This is a genomic window from Paenibacillus sp. FSL F4-0243, from assembly GCF_037963295.1.
GTDB lineage: Bacteria > Bacillota > Bacilli > Paenibacillales > Paenibacillaceae > Paenibacillus_AQ.
Window position 1 is genome coordinate 3,375,064 of sequence record NZ_CP150151.1, and the last position, 15,532, is coordinate 3,390,595.

12 protein-coding genes are annotated in these 15,532 nt (G+C 40.9%); 2 read left to right on the forward strand and 10 right to left on the reverse strand.

Going from position 1 to position 15,532, the window contains the following annotated elements; genetic code table 11:
- Window positions 1-44: 44 nt before the first annotated feature.
- The 10 genes from NSS87_RS14935 to NSS87_RS14980 form a co-directional block, all read right to left on the reverse strand.
- Window positions 45-1,298, reverse strand: a complete 1,254-nt coding sequence (locus NSS87_RS14935; protein ID WP_339248172.1) for a HAMP domain-containing sensor histidine kinase — start codon at window positions 1,296-1,298, stop codon at window positions 45-47.
- A gap of 249 nt (window positions 1,299-1,547) precedes the next feature.
- Complete coding sequence (locus NSS87_RS14940; protein WP_339248174.1) at window positions 1,548-2,687, reverse strand: Ger(x)C family spore germination protein; 1,140 nt, start codon at window positions 2,685-2,687, stop codon at window positions 1,548-1,550.
- Window positions 2,684-4,135 carry a spore germination protein gene (locus NSS87_RS14945; RefSeq protein ID WP_339248177.1) on the reverse strand — a complete coding sequence of 484 codons (1,452 nt, stop codon included), beginning with the start codon at window positions 4,133-4,135 and terminating at the stop codon, window positions 2,684-2,686. The genes NSS87_RS14940 and NSS87_RS14945 overlap by 4 nt, the downstream gene beginning before the upstream one ends.
- A complete protein-coding gene (locus NSS87_RS14950) occupies window positions 4,132-5,226 on the reverse strand; it encodes an endospore germination permease (protein WP_339248180.1) in 1,095 nt (364 codons plus the stop codon). Before NSS87_RS14950 ends, NSS87_RS14945 begins: the two co-directional genes overlap by 4 nt.
- A 125-nt stretch (window positions 5,227-5,351) precedes the next feature.
- Window positions 5,352-7,103: an ABC transporter substrate-binding protein gene (locus NSS87_RS14955; protein ID WP_339248183.1), complete on the reverse strand. Its 1,752-nt coding sequence runs from the start codon at window positions 7,101-7,103 to the stop codon at window positions 5,352-5,354.
- Between the two features lie 76 nt (window positions 7,104-7,179).
- Entirely contained in the window at window positions 7,180-8,082 is a 903-nt protein-coding gene (locus tag NSS87_RS14960) for a carbohydrate ABC transporter permease (protein ID WP_042188188.1), read from the reverse strand.
- Window positions 8,083-8,091: 9 nt separating this feature from the next.
- Window positions 8,092-9,048, reverse strand: a complete 957-nt coding sequence (locus NSS87_RS14965; protein WP_339248186.1) for an ABC transporter permease subunit — start codon at window positions 9,046-9,048, stop codon at window positions 8,092-8,094.
- 131 nt (window positions 9,049-9,179) lie between these two features.
- Window positions 9,180-10,733 carry a response regulator transcription factor gene (locus tag NSS87_RS14970; protein ID WP_339248188.1) on the reverse strand — a complete coding sequence of 518 codons (1,554 nt, stop codon included), beginning with the start codon at window positions 10,731-10,733 and terminating at the stop codon, window positions 9,180-9,182.
- Complete coding sequence (locus NSS87_RS14975; protein ID WP_339248190.1) at window positions 10,726-12,513, reverse strand: sensor histidine kinase; 1,788 nt, start codon at window positions 12,511-12,513, stop codon at window positions 10,726-10,728. The genes NSS87_RS14970 and NSS87_RS14975 overlap by 8 nt, the downstream gene beginning before the upstream one ends.
- A gap of 287 nt (window positions 12,514-12,800) precedes the next feature.
- Window positions 12,801-13,352 carry a TetR/AcrR family transcriptional regulator gene (locus NSS87_RS14980; RefSeq protein ID WP_339248192.1) on the reverse strand — a complete coding sequence of 184 codons (552 nt, stop codon included), beginning with the start codon at window positions 13,350-13,352 and terminating at the stop codon, window positions 12,801-12,803.
- A gap of 148 nt (window positions 13,353-13,500) precedes the next feature.
- Here NSS87_RS14980 and NSS87_RS14985 point away from each other — a divergent pair, with 148 nt between their 5' ends.
- Both NSS87_RS14985 and NSS87_RS14990 read left to right on the forward strand, forming a co-directional pair.
- Entirely contained in the window at window positions 13,501-14,424 is a 924-nt protein-coding gene (locus NSS87_RS14985; RefSeq protein WP_339248195.1) for a 2-dehydropantoate 2-reductase N-terminal domain-containing protein, read from the forward strand.
- A 358-nt stretch (window positions 14,425-14,782) separates the two neighbouring features.
- Entirely contained in the window at window positions 14,783-15,418 is a 636-nt protein-coding gene (locus tag NSS87_RS14990) for a glycoside hydrolase family 11 protein (RefSeq protein WP_042188200.1), read from the forward strand.
- The last annotated feature ends 114 nt before the right edge of the window (window positions 15,419-15,532 follow it).

A 15,532-nucleotide genomic window follows, 5' to 3' on the forward strand; every position in this document is an offset into this window, starting at 1 on the left:
AAGTTTGAGCCGAGTTTTTTTGTTGCGTTGGAGCATCTATGTACTCAGTCAGTTAATGGAATCGAGAGAATAAATTCAGTTCCTTCTCCTGATTTACTTCGTACATTTACATCACCGTTCATCGAACGGATCAGTTGATAAGAAAGCGTAAGTCCCAATCCGGTACCTTTGCTTTTAGTTGAAAAATAAATGCTTCCCAGTCGATCCATCTGCTCGCTGCTCATACCAACCCCATTATCAATTATTATTATTTTTGCGAATTGGGATTGACGCTCGATACGGATGCTCACAATACCTGTTGAATGAACAGTGCAAGCTTCTATCGCGTTTTTGATGAAATTTATGAATAGTTGTTTGATTTCAGTAGGATTTGCAGATACATATAGTTTATCCTCCAAGGGGTGCATCTCCAAAGTAACGTTATTCATATTGGCGTACGGCGTTATGATATCTACAATTGAGCAGATTTGCTGCACAAGTTCAATTTTCTCTACTATTGAATGATTGGGTTTGGCTATCGATAAATATTCAGAAAGAATAACTTCTGTCCGCTTAATCTCTTCAAGGCAAATTTCAATATATTTCTGACTCTTTTCTCTTGTGATCGAATCATCCTTCATTAATTTTAAAAATCCCATAACCGCTGTAAGTGGATTACGGACTTCATGGGCTAGAGAGGCTGCGACATGAGCAATCGTTTCCGATTTTTCACTTTGAAGATACCTGAGATATAATTCCTTATCAGAAACTGCTTTATTAAAAAGGGAAATCAATATCCAAATTCCGAGGAAATTTTGTACTGGCATAACCAGGATATTGAACTTTAAATGCTGTATCGTGTATTGGTATTCCGTTGCAAACATAGTACCTATTGGAATAATGGAAAAGCATATCCCTGCAATGATTGTAATAAGCTTTCGGTACTCGGAACGACGACGGTATAGATTGGATAACAATGCGGATAAGGAGAAAGTGATGGAGAGAATAATTATCGCTGAAAATAGTCCCTGTCCACCTATAAGGAGGCGGTATACTAGAAACTCAACGATAAGAAAAACTCCAGTAGTTATGCCTCCATACACCATTCCGAAAAACATGATCACGTAACGAATGTCGAATATGATTCCATCTTGTATACTAGCAGGAAAGGTCATCGACATAAAAAGACATATCATGCAGGTGATCGTGATAAATTGTTTTGAATAGTTAACGGCTTTGTCACGATAGTAAATGGTATAAAGGACAAAAGGGGTTAGGGCAAACAATAATTGCAGTAAAATATCCTTTACATCCAGCATATTAGCCCTCCCGATAGTTTGGAAATAATTTGATATACTGTTTATTCGTTGTGACTATGAATTCCTCCTTCTGAGGGAGCGGTGTAAAGGCACTAATCATAACTATTGAGAAGAAATTTACATATACAGGAAGAATTATACTGTGCGTGCGAAACCTGTCGTTTAATCATTTCAAATAAAAAGGCTGAAGAACAACTTTTAGTAATTAAAAGTTGTTCTTCAGCCTTTAGTTGATCATTTCATCTGAGTTTACTCAATCTTAGATATCCCACCACTGGTCAGATTCACCTTGATATCAATTTTTTCGATGCTGCTTGAATCGAGCGGTAAGATTCCTTTATCATTCAGTTTGTTCCACTCTTTTGGAAGATTACGATAGAATATGCCTGAAAGTCCATATACATCGGCATTTATTTCTAAACCTTTCAAGTAAGTTTCCCTAATCTGATCTTCAATTACTTTTATCGCTTTCAGTTCAATATCTTTTCGATTAAGGTTTGCGCTCAATTCCGGAAGAGTGCCCTGCATAGACACTTTAATATCGAAGACAGGCTTGTCATGCTTCATCTTGGGTTGAATAGAGAATTTAAGTTTGTTCATGACGATCACAGCAAGTACTTTTTTGTCATCTTTGATTATCAGAGGCGTTCGTTGCGTCTTTTTTTCAAGCCATCGAACCCCTAATATCTCTTTAGACTTCAGGCAACCACGAAATTGCTCATTTTGCAGAAAGCAGATCCCTGACATGCTAATGTTAGGGGAAGGTTTCTTATTACTCGTCCAGTCTGGCGCAATTTCAAGAAAAGGTAATCGAACCGTTTCGGCTTTCTCTCTCCATTTCCATATAAACTTGTACAGATACAACGGAGCGATAACCGAGCTCTGTTCATAGGTTCGCATGGGACTGTTAAGCTGCGAGTAGATCACTGACAGATCGGCGATCGACGGGGTATTCAGCACATCTTCCATGGGTTCGTTGGTTGCCATGGTCCAAACGGTATATCGAAATTCATAATATCGATCCCAAACGTCCAATACTTGATTGATGACGCTACCCTTCTTTAGCGCTGCTTCACTAAATACGATTGTTTTCACATTACTCCAGATAATTCTTTGTGGACTAGTGGCATATAAATTAAATATTGCCGCATCAAACGAATCTCCTTCTGCTTTCCCTATGAAAGTTTTTTGTTCTTGGCTCTGCCCGGCCTCTTTTTTCGCAATGCCACTAAAGTTAACCATTTGAATATAAACAACGACTTTGTTATCTACATAATCGACGCCTAATGTATTCACATAGATCATATGCTCAATTTCTTTTGATCCCCAACAACCTGTAAGCAGCATGGAGAGAAGAGCAGTAACAAGCATGCACCGGATCAATTTCATGATCGATCTCGTCCTTTATTTCCCGTATTGTCCGTGAACTTTCCCTTTCCCCACGGCATTCTGAAAATAACTTTATAAAAATCCTTCCAGTGAGGCGGGGATAGAGGGGAAAGGTAGTAGGTGCCGAAAGAACGTAAATTGACCATAAAGAGGATCAGTGCAAGCAGACATGTCATCGTACCAAACAACCCCAGAAACCCGCTAATGATGAGAATAGCAATTCGAAGCAAGCTAACAACGCTAACTAATGACTGGTTCACCAATGTAAAGGTAGCCAATACTGAAATGGCTATTACCACAATCGTACCTGGACCTGCAATGCCGGCGCTAATGGCTGCCTGACCGATAATTAAACCTCCAACTACCGATAAGGTCTGGCCATAAGCAGTAGGTAATCTCATCCCTGCTTCCCGAAAAATCTCAAATAAAATGAGCATCACAATCGCCTCCAAGGGAGCCGGAAGAGGCACGCCTTGTCTCGAATTTACTAACGTTGCAAGCAGCGTAAAGGGGATTTGATCTTGATGAAACGTAGTAAGCGCGATCCAAAAGCCCGGCAAAAACAGGGAAAGCATAACCCCTAGGACTCTTAATAACCTAGTAAAGGCAACAAAGATGTTTACCATATGTGCATCTTCCGAAGTATTCAACAAGAAGCTAAAGCTCACTGGCGCTATAATCACAGTAGGCGAACCATTCGTCAAGAGCACAAATTTGCCATGAAGCAGTGAATTCGCAGCATAGTCAGGTCTGCCTGTATATGCGAATAATGGAAAAAACGAAAATCCAGTCAGACTTTCTTCAAGCTGGGTGCTACTCACCAATCCCTGGATTTGAATGCCGGTTAGTTTTGACTTGATCTCATCTAGTACATGAGGTTTAATCGTCTCCTTGAGATATAAAAGATGAACTTCAGTCGCGGTTTGGATTCCAATACTGAATTGTTCAACAGCCAATAATTCGGTCTTAAGTCTTTTTCGAATAAGGGCAATATTGGTAAATGATTCTTCCGTAAAACCATCCTTAGGCCCTCTTGTGGACACTTCTGTATTGGGTTCTTCAGGTTGCCGTTTAGGTGGATCAGCCAATTTCACAACATAGTATTGATTCGATGGCGTAAAAAGAAGGAAAAGATCACCATTAAGCACAGTATCAATCATTGAAGCATTAATCTCTTTTGATGGAAGGGGGGTCATGTGAAACGGAACCTTTTGCATAAGATCGAGTTCATTCGATGTGAGAATAGATTCCGGGATCTTTTTTAATTCCGGGATGATATATTCTTCCACTTTGATTTCATCGCACAACCCCTGGCAATACACCAGTTGAACGACATTGTCCGAGTCAGACAAAGAGATAGTTAGTCTCTTTATGTCTGAACTTGAACCAAATACTCGTGTGAACACATCCTCGAACGTATTGGATTCCTTTTGCTCAGGCTCTTTCATGATGTTGCTTTCCCCTTTCGTTGAGCCAAGCTAATCAGCCCTGCAATAATTACAGAAAAAGCGAGTACCCCCCATAAAGAAAAGGGAAGTACATAGTGAGCTAACATACTCAGAAAAAATTGGTCACTAAATGGAATGGCTGTGAACACTACAATAGCAAAAGATATGCTTCCAAGAACCAACATTTTCGCTTTTTTGCTTTGAATTTGGAGTATATCGAGAATTAGAAACATAGTTAGAGAAATTCTCAGAAAAGCACCACTGAACCATTGATAAACGCTAAAAAAATCAAGATGCTCAATGTATCGTCCAATCGTCAGCAATCTCCATTCTTCATACGCGGGAAATCTGAGTTTATCAGCCTCATCCGGACCAAATTCAACAATTGCACCAATTATCGGACCCATGGTTAGACCTAAGATAAGTAGGATCATGATCATAAACGATAGATATGACAATCGCGATTTGATGTGATGTTGCATAAAGAAAAGCATGATGACCTCAACAAAACCTGCTCCTACGTACACGCTCCCTTTCCAAACGGGTTGCATACCGTGCTCAAGCATCGGTCTTAATAAGGAATAATCTTTATGAGTTGTATTAGAGAACATTATAAAAAACCCCAATATAATAACAAAAGGCAGCAAAATTGCAGCGGTATTCGCGAGGGAGTGAATACCTAAATAAGCATTTATCACAGAAATCAAAAGTAATACGAACGTAAGGACCAGTATGGGTGTCTCTGGTGAGAAGGTCAGATGCACCCAGTATACAGTGTCTCTAGTTGTAATCATGCATAAGACAAACAAATATACACTAGCGACTACCGCAAGAATACGGCTCACGATAGGAGGGTAAGCTTTAGCCAGCCAAGCGAAAAGATGCTGTTTTTTGATTTTGGTAGTACTAATGTGCAGGATAAAGATCCAAACTAGCGCACATGCCCCAGCAAGCAGCACTGAGATCCAGGCGTCACGCTTTGCCGCGTCCAATAGGATGGGGATGATAATGACATGATTTAGAAGGCCTGTACTCAGCATAATAATCATGATGGATTGAATAAACGTAATATTTGTTTTGATTTTCCTCATCCTCCTAAATAAACCGGACCCACCGTCTACCTTATAATGCCATTCTTGGAGGTGATTTATTCTGGAGAATTGAGCAGTGCAAAACGTAAAGAGCCGAGCGGATATCTGCTCGGCTCAAAGTGTTATTATTTAGCGCTCCATAAGGCAACACGATCCTGCACATATTTGGTGTAGCCTTTTTCCATTTTTTCTACTCCGGCTTTCTCCAGAGCTGCCATGTAGTCAGCCCAGATTTTATCGAAATCTGCTGGTTTGGCAAGAATGGCTTCCGGAATACGTTTCCATGTAATATCTCTCATTTTGTTACCTAAAATGGTGACCTCATCTTCACCTGGAATCGCGATATTCCATGCTGCACCATAGGCCTTTTCAGTGAATTCTTCTTCTTTCGGGAATAGATCCTTCCAAGTGGTTGCCTTGTAGGCAGCTAAAGTTTCTTTCTCAACATCGCTATACCCAAGTACAAGTTGTTCCGGGAAGTTTTTAGTATAATAATTTCCACTTGCATCCTTAGCGCCGTCTCCGTAATGAACCATCATATTCCAGTAGAAGCCGATTCCTGTTTCCTTGGTGAAGGCTGTGTTGTCATTGTTGATGCGATCTTGTACATCTGTCGGAACGATCCGTTTGCCGTTCTCTACCACGTAATGCTTACCTTCAATTCCCCAGTTATTCAAGATTTGTCCTTCGTCAGAAGCGAGAAAATCCAGGAACTTAATTGTACGAATCGGATCCGGATTTGTGCTGGAGATCGAGATGCCATAACCACCCATGAAGCCGGTAGGCCAGAAGCTAGTTTCCTTGTATTCTTTCGTTAATGTTACCGGATAATGACCATAAGTTTGATCGAACTTTCCTGCCGTTTTCAACGCTTGTTGAGCATCATTATAATCCCAATCTTGATCAATCAAGCCAAGCACACGTCCTGTGGCTACTTTAGCTTTGTACTGGTCATACTTTTGCACGAAACTCTCTTTATCTAGCAATCCGATATCATTCATATGATTCAGCCAGCGGAAATACTCTTTCTCCTCCGGACGGCGAAAGTGGTAGATCGCCTCATGTGTCTGTTGATCTACGTAATATTCCCCGTCATCCGAACCGCCTGTCGTTGCAACAGCAGGGTTAGTGACGGAAATGTACATATGCCAATCATCCGCGTTCAGGGAGACTCCGATGTTCTTGTTGCCGTTCTCATCAGTTGGATGTTTCTCAAGATAGGCTTTAATTACATTCTCATAATCGGTGACTGTTCTGATTTCAGGGTATCCGGCTTCCTTCAAGACACGATGTTGAAGCTCAAATCCACCGCCAGCCACGAATTTCTTCTCATCAACCGCTGCCCAGGTAGGAATGGCATAAATCGATTGGTCTTCATTCGTGTATTTTGCCCGGGCAAGGTTGTCACCAAGCACACGTTTAATATTTGGTGCATACTGGTCGATTAACTCCGTTAAATCGATGACTGCTCCAGCATCTACAAGTTTACCGATATCAGCTTTGGCAGAGATGATATCCGGATAATCACCACCAGCAGCGATTAAGGCGATTTTTTGTTGTGGATCACCTACCGCAAATTCCGCATCGAGTGTGACGCCTGTTTTCTCTGTAATCACTTTACTGATGTCGTCTTTCATATTGTTCCAGTTCGGATTTGGATCTTCAGCGAAGAAGGAGAGTGTAAGCGGGCTTAAATCTTCGGCTTGTGCAGTTGCTTCCGCGGTAGCCTCTGCAGTGGCACTAACTTCATTCGTTGGTTTAGTTCCTTCGTTGTTATCAGCCGTTTTGTTGCTTGATCCGCTACAACCTGCCAGCACACTAATTAGTAAAGTCAAGACCATCAACATCACATGCGATTTTACTGTATTTCTTGTCATGAATAGAAACCCTCCCTTTTTCTGGTCAAAAAATGTATTGTGTATACAGGCTGAGCCTGCTTATACCATTAGCGTACTAACTCTTTACTGAACCCAAAGTCATACCTTTAACAAAGTAGCGCTGCAAAAACGGATAGACGATTAGAATAGGCACAGTGACTACAATCGTGATTGCCATTTTGACTGATTCCGGAGAAATTTGTGCCATAACCTCTGTCATATTGCGACCTCGGAAATTGTCCGCATTAGTTGTCGTACTCTGTATGACCTTCATTAGCTCGAACTGGAGAGTAGTCAACGCATCCTTGGAACCATTGTAAAGATAAGTATCAAGCCATGAATTCCATTGGCCAACGGCGAGGAAGAGAGCGATGGTTGCCAGCGCAGGTTTGGTCAGCGGAAGAATAACCCGCCAATAAATCGTGAAGTCATTAGCACCGTCCAACTTAGCGGATTCCTGCAGTGCATAGGGCAAGCCATCGATAAAGGAACGGATGACAAATACATTAAATGCGCTGACTAGACCGGGGAGGACATACACGCTAAAGGTTCCTATCATATGAAGATCTTTAATCAGGATGTAGCCAGGGATGAGACCACCTGAGACATACATCGTAAGCGCGAGAAATGTAGAGACGAACTTTCGGGCTTGGAAGTCTACCCGACTCAGAGTGAAAGCTAACATGGAGGCACTAACTAACCCAAGAATCGTGCCAATCACCGTACGTAATATAGAGATTTTGAGTCCGGTCATCAGCCCGGAATAGGCAAAGATCGTCTCATAGTTCTTAATAGTGAAGACGCGTGGATATATCGTAATTCCACCCTTAATGCTGTCTGTGGAGTCGTTAAAGGAAATTGCCAACACATTCAGAAAAGGATATAGCGTAACTATGGTTACTACAGTGACCGCAATATAGACTACCAGATCGAAGATGCGGTCCGACCATGACACGGCGGCCAGTTTTTTACTTAGCATAAGGGCCTCCTATATGATGCTTTCTTTTGTTATTTTTTTGAATATCCCGTTGGCGACAAACAGCAGAATCACACTTACCACAGAATTGAAGATATTAATGGCTGTACCGAAGGAGAAGCGGCCCATGCCAAGCCCGTAGTTCAATGCGTAGAGATCCAGCGTCTGTGAGTAGTCGCGCACCAGGTTATTGCCAAGCAGGAACTGCTTCTCGAACCCAATGCTAATTAAATGTCCGATGGAAATAATGAGCAGAATAATGATGGTTGTCTGAATACCTGGAAGTGTAATGTTTCGTACTTGCTGCAGGCGACTTGCACCGTCTACTCTTGCTGCTTCATAAAGCTCTGGACCTATACCTGAGATAGCTGCAAGGTAAATGATTGTGTTCCACCCGGTTTCCTTCCAAACATCAGAAGCTGTGACGATCCCCCAGAATAAATGACCTTTAGCCATGAATTGTATAGGTTCACTAATTAGATGAAGACTTAGCAGCAGGTCGTTTACCGCACCGTTATCGGTAGAGAGCATCTTGGTAATAATTCCGGCAGCAACTACCCAAGATACGAAGTGGGGGAGATAGGAGACTGTCTGTACAAACCGTTTCAGAAACTGAAGCCGTAGCTCGTTCAGAAGGATAGCAAAAATGATGGGAATAATGAATCCAGCCAACAAGCCCATGATGCTCATAGCGAGGGTATTACGAAGTGCATTAAAGAATTGATCATCTTGAAAAAGCTCTCTGAAGTACTGTAAGCCGACCCATTTTTGATCGAAAAAGGATTTTCCGGGTTTGTATTTCTGAAAAGCCATCGTCCAGCCCCATAAAGGCAAATAATTAAATACAAATGCCCAGAGCACAAATGGGAAGGCCATCATATAGAGGTATTTCTGCTGTATAAAAGTTGGCCAAAAGCGTGAAACAGGCTTCTTCAGCTCCAGTTGATCTTTTGAGGTAATCGCTTTCATTTATGTCCCTCCTTCGATATGCCATAATCATAATCTACAGAAAGTGAAAGAAACACCCGAATATTTTATATAAAAAACAGGGGTATATCTGTTATTTTCGTAAGCGTTTTCTGAAAAATGTTGAGTCTCTTTTAATTCTTTCTGCGGTAGTCGGAGGGAGAGACACCTTCATGCTTCTTAAATTTTTCACGAAAATAATCTACATCACTGATGCCCACTTCGTTTGCAACCTGATGGATTTTGTAGCCTTGAGTAAGCAGTTCCTTGGCCTTCTCCATGCGGACATTATCTAGATAGCTGTTAAAAGAATACCCCGTGCTGTTCTTAAAAAGCTTCCCTAGATAAGCGCTACTATAACTAAATACATCCGCTAGCGTGTCGAGCTTAAGATTCTTATTATAATGTCGATGGATGAGATCCAGCATCCGCTTTAGGAAGACCTCCATATCGTCGCGGGTAATGCCTTTTGCATAATACTCAAGAAGAGTGGAGGCATAGCGCTGCAATTGCGGCAGAGAGGTATGTTTATAGATTTGTTCAATTTGCTCATCCATGTTGCTGTGCATAGGACTCAGCTCCTTATATTGAAACGAGAGTTTGTTAAGTAGATAAGAGACGATACGCACATAACGCGATTTCACGGCCATCTCGGAATAATCGGCGGTAATCATAAGTTCTCCAGCTTCTTGAATCAGGGTGAAGAGTAACGAGCAATTGCCGGTATCCATACAAAAAAACATCCGTTCTAGAACGGACTCCAGCCTGTTCTCTATTTCCTCTGAACTAACTGTCAGCCCATTCTTTATTTTCATGGAATCCGGTCCAATCATCCCCGTCTCGTCATAGAAGAAATGCTCTTTCATCCTTGCCAGCGCCGATAGGTGGGAGACAGAGATATCCTCCAGAGAGTTCACCATATCACCTGCGGTGATGATACATTCAAGTTCATGGTCAGATACTACTTTCTGTATATTCTGGACCATTAACTTATGTACAAGTTCTTTCTGAAATGAGGGCTGAAGCAGAACCCCCAAATAAGAATCTAGCAAGAATACTATGCCCCAGTCATTTTCTTCAAAGCTTTTTGCAAGTCTCGCCTTTACGACTGTTGAAGGTCCATGATCCGCATTGTCCTGAAGTATCAGCCTAATCAGAACCACTTGATAGGAATCCCATAGTAGTTCTGCTTCAAGAATGATTGAATCCATTATTGACGGAGTCTGCGCACTTCGATCCATTAACAAGGATTGAACTAGCATTTCCCGGTTCCATACTTTGACTGCGGCCTGTTTCTTACGATCAGTAATACGTGCATCCAGCTCAATGGACAGATTCTCCAAGTATAGCTGTAGTTCATCTTCATCTACAGGCTTGAGCAAATAGGTATCAATGCCAAAGGATAACGCTCGCTTAGCATAGTTAAAATCCGCATAGCCACTGAGGATGATGATGTGCATTTCCGGATCAAGTGCTCTCAGTTCTTCAACAAGCTCTAGACCATCTCTACCGGGCATACGGATATCTACGATCATTAAATCAGGGGAGTAAAGTTCATATTTATGTTTAGCCTCAATGGCATTTGCGGCGGAATCGATGACTTGATATCCAAGACTCTCCCAGTCTAGCAGAGCAACTAGTCCTTCACGGATCGCCAGCTCATCATCCACTATCAACACGCTATACATAAGAATCACTCCTTAATGGAATCGCAAAGCTGATTTGCGTTCCGAATCCGATTTGACTTGCTAAGGTCAGCCCAAATTGTGGACCGTAGGTCAGCTGCAGCCGCAAATGAATATTGCGCATCCCAATATTATTAGTTTCATAGTCATCATTGTTATTCAACATCTTCCTAATTTCTTGTATCCGTGTTTTTGAAATACCCACTCCATTGTCAGATACCTGAACCTTTAGATAACTGTCTTCTAAGCGGATTTCCACCCGGACCATGCCGCCTTCAATTCGATTCTCCAATCCGTGGATGACACAATTCTCTACCAGGGGCTGAATAATTAAAGGGGGAATTTGAAAAGGATTCGCCTTTGGGTCCACAAGTAGCTCATAAGTGAGTCTGTCATCATAGCGGAATTTTTGGATGACTAGGTAACTGTTTACGGTTTCTAGCTCACTTTGCAGACTGATCCTCCCATTGCCGACCTCAAGGTTTTTACGCATCATTTTTCCCAGCAGTCGAACGACTTGAGAAATATCCGCTTGTCCTCTGACAAGAGCTTTCATGCGGATTGATTCTAGGGCATTGAAGAGGAAGTGAGGATTGATCTGGCTGGCCATCATCTTGAATTTAATTTCATTTTGCTTAAGCTGAGTCGCATTTTTCTGTCGATTGGATTCTTGTACCTCACTCATTAGTTCATTAATGTTCCGAACCATATGATTGAATTGTCTGGCAAGCTGACCGATTTCATCTTTACCGTCAATAACAAGCGTGGCTCCTAAATTTCCCGCAGCGACCTTAGAAATATGTTTGCTCAAATGTAGCATCCTTCCGGTGAGTAGCCGCGAGACATAGTAAATCAACAGAATAGCCATAATCATTGCCGAAAGAATTACAATTGAAGCTAGAAAGATAATTTGGTTGGGCTCATCGACGATGCTTGCTACAGAAAAAATGGAAATGATACGCAGGCTATTCAAGCTTCCTCCAGGTTGCCAGTGATCGATCACCATTTTGAAGGGTTTGCCATCAATGGTTACATCGTGGGGACCTTGCCCTGTAGCGGATAAGGTTGCTAGGTCAATATTCGACAGTGATTTATCTTGTGTATCTACACGATTTGAGGCGACAATATTGTCGTTCTCATCCATAATAAGAGTTTCAAAAGATTCTTGGTTGAGGATCGCATTGAGCTTTTTGGTATTCACATTCACGACTAGCACACCGGTGGATCTCGCCTTAAAAAAATTGACCTTTCGGATTAGACTTAAATAATATTGTCCATTACGGTTGTCTCGAATATAATTCCAGCAGACCAGTCCCCTTTGGGCTAGTGCGGTTTGGTACCATTGTTCCTGCGTAACACTCTCATTCGTCTGTAGAAACTCCCAGTTGTTAAGAACCGTTGGATTATCGATATATAAGCGGATACTGGAAACTTCGTTGTATAGTCGAACAAAATCACGGAAATCAGGATAGTTCCAGTAAGCTTCAACAACATCATAGACAGACTCATAACGATGATTGGCAACCTCTTCAAGCCGGCTATCATTCGATAGGCGATAAGCAATATCAAGCGGGATGTTGAGCATTTCGCCAGTCCGTTTTTTCACTCGATCCACGTTGGCTGTAATCTGCTCAAGCGCATTAGCCATTGCCATATTCCGTAGTTCATTTGTAAGGAACAGCCCTACAATTAAGACCGGGATTAGAACGACACAGCCAAATGATAGAAATAACTTCGTTCTGAGTCTTAGATTATTCATAAGAGTGATGATACGAGCATACACGACTAAGGGCCACCTCCTGCAACGGAATGTTAACGCTTACATAGAAGTATATCGTTTAACGGACTTCCATTATATGTGATCATTTAGGGATTTATTGTCTTCTGTTATGGAGTTTTGGAAAGAGGATATATTATATAAAAATCTACAAAAAAATAGAAAACCACTGATCTAGTCAACTAGATCAGTGGTTTTTTTTATCCAATTGAATGGTCTCGATTTTCTTTACCGAAGAATAATTCTTAAACCAGAATGCGGACCCTTATGGGGATTTGGTTTGAATGACAGACTCATTCTTTAAAATAGGGTGTAATCCCTTTTGAATATAGGTTCTCTACTAACTTGAAAAATTCTTCTGACGATAAATCCTTTTGACGCTGGAGCCAAAGACGAAATAAAGAAAGGGCAGTTGTCAGGTAAAACTCAATGAAGTATGGCGTTAAGGATTGGTTTTGCGGAACGTTTAATTCTAATTGATTCAAAGTGATTTCTTTTTTTAAGCGTTTTAAAAAACGGGCACTTCCATAATCACCCAAAAGGGCATTAAGAACCAGGAGATGTTCTTTTTTATCCAGACAATAGAGCGTGTCTTGAACCGTATCCAACGATAGCTCTTTATTTGCCAATTCTTTTTTCATTTCATTCAATAGGTCATTTTCAACAGAGTCTAACAATTCGTAAATGTCAGTAAAGTATTGATAAAAGGTGCTGCGGTTATATCCTGACTTATTCGAAATTTCCTGAATCGAAATTTTCTCAATCGGCTTTTGGCTATATAACTCACAAAAAACTTCTACAAACTTTTGTTTTGTTTTCTCCGTTATTTGGGGTTGCTTTTTCATGTTTCCCTCCTACTAGTGAATAAGAATATCATCCGACAAATCATAAAAAACTGATGGTTGATCAAGGGATAATGAAGATTTATAATCACATCATACAACACGTTGTCGGATATTCAAAAGGGAATATTAATAAGTAGGGGTGGTTTATATGTCAGCAAAACAAGATAGAATTTTAATTTTTGGTGCAGGTGTCATCGGGAGCATGTACGCAATTAAGCTTATTGAAGCAGGGTTTGACGTTAGCCTGTTTGCACATTCGAATAGATATAAATCATTAAGAGAAAATGGCCTGCAGTATATAGAAAAAGGTACAGTTAGATCGATACAAGTGAATGTCATTGATACGCTCGAAAATGACGATGTATACGATTTTATTTTCGTTACCGTTCGTTATGATCGGTCCGAAGCAGCGTTGTTAGCGCTCAAAGATAATCAAAGCAAAAATATAGTTACGATGACTAGTAATTCAATTGGATTTTCTTCGTGGCTGGATATCGTAGGGGATAGACTTTTACCAGCTTTTCCCGGCTTCGGCGGACAGATTAAAGATGGAGTATTGCATGCTCGATTTCTACCAAAGTTTATAGCGGCAACTGCATTTGGAGAAATTAATGGTGTAGTGACAGAACGCATAGAAAACCTTGCAAAATTGTTTAAAACTGCAAAGCTTCCCTACGTTATTAAAAAAGATATGCAAGCGTATCTGATCACACATTCCGTATCAGACATTGCCATGTTGAGCTTTTTGCATTCTGAGAATAAGATCATTGACAAAAAAACAGCCAGAACTAGAAAGACAGCACGCAAAATAACATTCACTTTAAAAGCGTATCTAAGGGCAACACAAAAAGCTGGCGTTTCAATTGATCCACCAATGCTTAAAATGGTGCTTAAATTTCCAAACTTATTTTTGGACCTTTTCTTTATGACATGGCTACGAACTAAAATGGTTAGGGATATGATGTTGCCGGATTATGCGAATAATGCTAACAATGAGATTGTGCAGCTTAGTAATGATTTAATGAAATTTTTAAGTCAACATGATATCAAATCAGAAATACATGTTCAGTAATTTTTTGGTGAAATATTATAGTATTGTGGAGGGGCTTGTAAGGAACATAATTAAACTGATGTATGACAAGAAAAGGGGGGACGCTAAGTCCTCTTTTTTTGTATGTTCTTTCTTTATATTTCCAATTGTAACCATAAAATAACAATACTTTTTGGGGTAAAACCTTTAATTTGAACAGATTAAATTGTACGTAAGCTATGATAAACTTCTATTTGAAATCGCTTACAATTATATAAATGGAAGGATGTGGTGATCTCGGGAGTTTTACCAAACAACAAAGAAAACCACAGACGATTGCTTGGAATACTAGAGGTCAGTCAAGTAGTATGTAATCAAAAAAAATCTTAGGAGGTAGATTATGTTTAAGATGAATAAGAAAATCTTGACTGTATTATTCGCAGCTACAATGAGCTTTAGCTTGTTTGCAGCAACTACAAATGCGGCGACAGATTATTGGCAAAATTGGACTGATGGTGGAGGAACAGTAAATGCTACGAATGGATCAGGTGGGAATTACAGTGTTACATGGTCAAACACCGGGAACTTTGTTGTCGGTAAAGGCTGGAATACCGGATCACCAACAAGGACAATAAACTACAATGCCGGAGTCTGGGCGCCGTCCGGTAATGGATATTTGACACTCTATGGGTGGACGAGAAACTCACTCATAGAATATTACGTCGTTGATAGCTGGGGCACTTATAGACCAACTGGAACATTTAAAGGTACCGTGACCAGTGATGGTGGCACATATGATATCTATACGACAACCCGAACCAACGCACCTTCTATTGACGGCACTGCAACTTTCACTCAGTTCTGGAGTGTAAGACAGTCGAAGAGAGCGACTGGGAGCAATGTTGCTATCACTTTTAGCAATCACGTTAACGCATGGAAGAAATATGGAATGAATTTGGGAAGTAGTTGGGCTTACCAAGTGTTAGCTACTGAAGGATATCAAAGTAGTGGGAGCTCTAACGTAACGGTGTGGTAACAGGTAAACTGTAGCCTCTTAATCGATGATAATACTAAGGACTGCCGGTCTCACCACCGGCGGCCTTATTTATTCCAAAAGAAGACTTACATACTACTAAGATCATCGTCACGA

Coding starts and splice junctions, on each gene's coding strand:
- NSS87_RS14935 (WP_339248172.1), bottom strand. CDS start 1,298: ATGCTGGATGTAAAGGATATTTTACTGCAATTATTGTTTGCCCTAACC.
- NSS87_RS14940 (WP_339248174.1), bottom strand. CDS start 2,687: ATGAAATTGATCCGGTGCATGCTTGTTACTGCTCTTCTCTCCATGCTG.
- NSS87_RS14945 (WP_339248177.1), bottom strand. CDS start 4,135: ATGAAAGAGCCTGAGCAAAAGGAATCCAATACGTTCGAGGATGTGTTC.
- NSS87_RS14950 (WP_339248180.1), bottom strand. CDS start 5,226: ATGAGGAAAATCAAAACAAATATTACGTTTATTCAATCCATCATGATT.
- NSS87_RS14955 (WP_339248183.1), bottom strand. CDS start 7,103: ATGACAAGAAATACAGTAAAATCGCATGTGATGTTGATGGTCTTGACT.
- NSS87_RS14960 (WP_042188188.1), bottom strand. CDS start 8,082: ATGCTAAGTAAAAAACTGGCCGCCGTGTCATGGTCGGACCGCATCTTC.
- NSS87_RS14965 (WP_339248186.1), bottom strand. CDS start 9,048: ATGAAAGCGATTACCTCAAAAGATCAACTGGAGCTGAAGAAGCCTGTT.
- NSS87_RS14970 (WP_339248188.1), bottom strand. CDS start 10,733: ATGTATAGCGTGTTGATAGTGGATGATGAGCTGGCGATCCGTGAAGGA.
- NSS87_RS14980 (WP_339248192.1), bottom strand. CDS start 13,352: ATGAAAAAGCAACCCCAAATAACGGAGAAAACAAAACAAAAGTTTGTA.
- NSS87_RS14985 (WP_339248195.1), top strand. CDS start 13,501: ATGTCAGCAAAACAAGATAGAATTTTAATTTTTGGTGCAGGTGTCATC.
- NSS87_RS14990 (WP_042188200.1), top strand. CDS start 14,783: ATGTTTAAGATGAATAAGAAAATCTTGACTGTATTATTCGCAGCTACA.